Here is a 4367-nt window from a genome sequence, read left to right on the forward strand (position 1 = left end):
TGAACCTGCTAACCACCCGCCGTCTGACTATAACTATTGTGAAAAGAAGACAGGACAACTACTCTGACACGGCGGGAAAGCCTATAACCAAAAACTCTGAACACGCTAAAAGCCCAAAAGAGCTAGACGTCATTGCTACAGCTAACATTATATTAAATCGCATTTACTTAGCTCAAGGAAGATATGAGGATGCATTCCATGCAGCGCAAAAAGCCTATCAGCTATTTGAAAAATCTGGAAATAGCTACGAACAAGCCCTTGCACTAAAAGAAATAGCAGATATTCATATAGCCCTTTTTAACTTTGATCTTGCAATTGAACAACTGCAACGCGCCGCAACTGAATTAACACAATTTAATGAACAAGAACATTATAAAGTAATCGATCAACTCGCTTTTGCCTATGAAAAAAGCGGAAATCGCCCTAAAGCTATAGAGTTGTATCAGTCAATTAAGAACGATGTAAGGTCTTACGAAAGCGATGACGGTTATGCTTACGTATTGATAAAGTTAGCTGAGCTGTACACCGAACAAAATCAACTCAATGCTGCAAAATCATATTTAACAGCTGTTGATAAACTAAAAATAGATAGTAGCTGGATCACAGTATTGCTAACCATGACACAAGCCCAGTGGCACTTAAAAAGTAATAACCTAAACGCAGCCCTCACTTTATTTAACAAGTTACAAACTGAGCAAAATTCATGGTCAGTCAGTTTTAAAGAAAGATACTTTAACTTTGCCTCATTACTAGCTGAAGTCACAAATGATTCCTCGTTACACATCGATGCTCAACAACAATTGATAACGATAATAAAACAAAAGCAAAAAGACATTGCTAATAATGCGCTTATATCAGCAAGACTAAACTTTGACCTAGAACAACAAAAACGAGAAATAACTCGGCTTGAACAAGCATCAGCTCTGCAAAAAGAGTTACTAACCGTAGCTGAAGGTAAGGCTTTTTGGCAGCGCTTAACACTCATTATTGCCAGCGTATGTTTAATCCTATTTGCCATTTACAGCTTTAAGCAAACCCGTCAAAAAAAGCACTTTGAAGTACTCGCTTTAAAAGACGAACTTACAGGCATTGCTAATCGCAGGGCTATCATTAATTTGAAACGAAGTGTCATGCAAAAGAATTTACACAATAAGCGAGTAAGTTCATTGATTTCCATTGATATTGACCACTTTAAAGCTGTAAACGATCAATACGGCCATGATATTGGTGACGAGCTAATCATTTCTATCGTAAATTCGATCGTGAGTACAGTTCGCTGTTCAGATATGGTGGGACGAGTTGGTGGTGAAGAGTTTTTGATAGTCCTTGAAAACCAAACCCTTGAAAATGCAAAAGAGATAGCAGGGCGTATCAGGCATTCAATAGCAGAAAAACAACATACTTCCTTAGGCATTAATTCGACTGTAAGCATTGGTGTTATTGAAATAACACCACATGAGAATGCTGAGCAGGCAGCAAAGCGTGTTGATTTGAACTTATACAAAGCCAAGCAAAATGGCCGGAATAGTGTGGTGTTTTAGTTACTACAAAGCCTTTGAAGATTTTCAGAGGCTTGTGTCAGGCGAAAATGAAAAGCATAGGCAAAGGGTTTATGATAAAGCTTAAATATTCCCAAATTTTAATTATGACTAACAATAGGGACTTCACTTTTAACAAATAGATTCCCAATCTATAATTTAAAATTGGGTAAAGTAAAATGAGCATTTTGAGGTTACATTTTCCCAAACTTAAATAACTCTGATCATGAACTTTAATGGGTGGTAAGTTCCACTGTAGAGTGGGGATTTATCGAAATTATGAAAGCCGTTGCAGCAATGCAACGGCTTTTTTGTGTGTGGTGATTCGCTATAAATTATATGAACGTAGGTTGGGTAGAGCGAAGCGAAACCTAACCAATCACAAATATACATACTCACTCAAAAGCCAAGAGTTTGTGTTATTTATAGTGGGCGTTTAGCTTGCTGACGCGTTGATTGTTAAATCAAAATTCGGTATCTCTAAAATAAATTGCACAACTGTAGCTTTTGGGCTACAGTTGTTTTATGAAATATCGTATTAAGAAAACCGACGAGTTCGATAAATGGCTTAAAAAGCTCAAAGACCGTCAAGCTTTTATGGCAATAGCTAAACGTATTACACGTGCCATAAATGGTAATTTTGGCGACAGTGAATCTGTTGGTGGTGGCATATCTGAAATGCGAATTTTCGTAGGGAAGGGCTATCGTGTTTATTACATAATTAGAGGCGGTGAAGTTATTTTACTACTCAATGGTGGCCACAAAGGTACACAAGGTAAAGACATTACCAAAGCAAAAGCCCTTTTAAGAGAATTGGAGTAATTATTATGGCGCTACAAACATCAGACTTTAACCCGTTTGACTATATGGAAACACAGCAAGAAATTAATACATTTTTAGAAGAGTGTTTAGCTGATGATGATCCAAATACCTTTATTGAAGCACTTGGCTTATTAGTTAAAAAACATGGCGTGAGTGATATTGCTAAAGCAACGGGGTTAAACCGTGAAAGCTTATATAAAGCCGTAAACGGTAAAACCAAGCCACGTTGGGAAACTATTTTTAAAGTGATGAAAGCACTTAACTTTCGCCTTACAACACAAGTTGCATAGGCTGGATCGAGGGAACGAAACCCAACAATTTATAAATATACTCACTCGCTTAAAAGGCAAAAGTATATGTTATTAGTTGTAGGCGTTTAGCTTGCTGGCGCGTGGAATTATTTGAATAGGTGTTTGAGATTACTATTACAGATAACGCGAATATGTTAGGCACTTTTAGAGATTAAAGACCTTATTCAAGGTTTTGTCGCACTGGCGTCGGCAGCCAAAGAGGGGTATAGATTTTCAAATTTTACTCTGCTGCAAATAATTCATCCTTGATGTAGTGGCATAGTTGGTTTGGTCACCCATTAGAAAGTTCCGGTCAAGCAGGCTGCTGTGCTTTCTTGATCTTTTTATTCAAAAACCAAGCGTTCTTATTATTTAAATTTAATTTAAACATGGCCAAAAACCTGAAAAACTAATGGGTGACCCAAGCCGACCCTAATTACTTAAATAAACTTAAGAGTTTATGCTTCAGCCCCTAATAAACTATCAATATAAGCGAGCTCTTCGCTAAAAACGCCACTAAAAAATGCACTTTGTTCAACGATTACTGCTTCATCGGGTTGGGCTTTATAGCTTTGCTGGCATCTGGCAAGTTCACAGGTTAACCATTGGCATACGTTGTTTGCTGCGCTTATGGCTGCTTTTAAAAAAGAGGGCCATTTTATTTTTTGTAAATTAAAGCGATAGAGCATTACGGCGATATCGCTATAGGCTTGTTGCGCTTGTGATAGTGGATTTTCACTCTTTACAGTACTACTTCCTATCAGCTTGCTGCTAATAAGCGCATGTTGCATTGCCACTTGCTGTGGCTTACTTAAAAAAGTTGTTGTCATAGTGTATGGTTAGCCTTGGTTACAATAGAAAATAGCATTTAGTATTAAAGGCTAAGCAAGGTATTTTATGACTCATGCAGCACCGAAAAAATGCAGCAACAGTGATAACAAAATTGGCCTGACTCTTTACTGAATTAATAAAATACAATTGTAATTGCTTGGATAGTTTCGAAGAATAAAGTTAATGAAACTGTTCTTCTCTAAAATGAATTTTATTCAAAACTGCGTTATTATTTTATTACTTTGATCAACTGCTGGGATCACCCTTGAATTACTTAGCCCACCTTTATTTAGCGCAGCCTACGGCTGATTCTCACTTTGGGAATTTGCTAGGAGATTTTGGTGGTCAACGGCAGTTAACACACATACCTACAAGCGTTAAAAGTGCGCTTGATAATCATTATTTAGTGGATAAATTTACTGACGCACATCCTTTAGTAAAAGAAGCTAAACAGCTTTTTTCAGCTAAGCGCAGGCGCTTTGCTGGTGTGGCTGTTGATGTGGTGTTTGATCACTTTCTTACTCAGCACTGGCGGCAGTTTAATAACCAATCATTAATTGATTTTAAGCACACCAGTTATGGGCTTTTGGATAAGCGTATACCTGTAATGCCTACACGAATGCAACGTGTAGTAACGAGTATGACGCAAAACGATTGGTTTAAAGAGTACGAAACTATTGATGGGGTGGGGCGGGCGCTTGATAATATTGCTAAACGAATTCGCTTCACTAATAATTTTGCAGGCACCGCTGAAGATATATCCCGCCATTACAATGAGCTAGATGGGCTTTTTTTGGCGTTTTTTCCTGAGCTAATTAACCTGAATCTCGTTTAAGAAAATTGAACTAAATGCCTGTTCCGAGATCCGATCTTTCGACCAAGAACG

Annotated in this window: 5 protein-coding genes; 4 read left to right on the forward strand and 1 reads right to left on the reverse strand. The window is 37.7% G+C overall.

Features of this window, described 5'->3' with window-relative positions:
* From AAEY57_RS18810 to AAEY57_RS18820, 3 genes are all read left to right on the forward strand, one after another.
* On the forward strand, nt 1-1541 hold a 1541-nt coding region (locus AAEY57_RS18810), incomplete at its 5' end, for a tetratricopeptide repeat-containing diguanylate cyclase (RefSeq protein WP_350608533.1).
* A gap of 522 nt (nt 1542-2063) precedes the next feature.
* On the forward strand, nt 2064-2360 hold the full coding sequence (locus AAEY57_RS18815; RefSeq protein ID WP_197208817.1) for a type II toxin-antitoxin system RelE/ParE family toxin: 297 nt from the start codon (nt 2064-2066) through the stop codon (nt 2358-2360).
* A gap of 5 nt (nt 2361-2365) precedes the next feature.
* Nucleotides 2366-2650: an addiction module antidote protein gene (locus AAEY57_RS18820; RefSeq protein ID WP_007579952.1), complete on the forward strand. Its 285-nt coding sequence runs from the start codon at nt 2366-2368 to the stop codon at nt 2648-2650.
* A 458-nt stretch (nt 2651-3108) separates the two neighbouring features.
* Here the strand turns inward: AAEY57_RS18820 and AAEY57_RS18825 are convergent, their stop codons facing one another.
* Nucleotides 3109-3480 carry a hypothetical protein gene (locus AAEY57_RS18825; RefSeq protein ID WP_350608534.1) on the reverse strand — a complete coding sequence of 124 codons (372 nt, stop codon included), beginning with the start codon at nt 3478-3480 and terminating at the stop codon, nt 3109-3111.
* A 266-nt stretch (nt 3481-3746) separates the two neighbouring features.
* Here AAEY57_RS18825 and AAEY57_RS18830 point away from each other — a divergent pair, with 266 nt between their 5' ends.
* Nucleotides 3747-4316, forward strand: a complete 570-nt coding sequence (locus tag AAEY57_RS18830) for an acyl carrier protein phosphodiesterase (protein ID WP_350608535.1) — start codon at nt 3747-3749, stop codon at nt 4314-4316.
* Nucleotides 4317-4367 lie beyond the last annotated feature (51 nt).

Source organism: Pseudoalteromonas sp. MER144-MNA-CIBAN-0113 (assembly GCF_040308965.1).
In the GTDB taxonomy this organism is placed as follows: domain Bacteria; phylum Pseudomonadota; class Gammaproteobacteria; order Enterobacterales; family Alteromonadaceae; genus Pseudoalteromonas; species Pseudoalteromonas tetraodonis.

Excerpts from the sequence above, each read along its gene's own strand:
- AAEY57_RS18815 (WP_197208817.1), top strand. The coding sequence starts at position 2,064 with ATGAAATATCGTATTAAGAAAACCGACGAGTTCGATAAATGGCTTAAA.
- AAEY57_RS18820 (WP_007579952.1), top strand. The coding sequence starts at position 2,366 with ATGGCGCTACAAACATCAGACTTTAACCCGTTTGACTATATGGAAACA.
- AAEY57_RS18825 (WP_350608534.1), bottom strand. The coding sequence starts at position 3,480 with ATGACAACAACTTTTTTAAGTAAGCCACAGCAAGTGGCAATGCAACAT.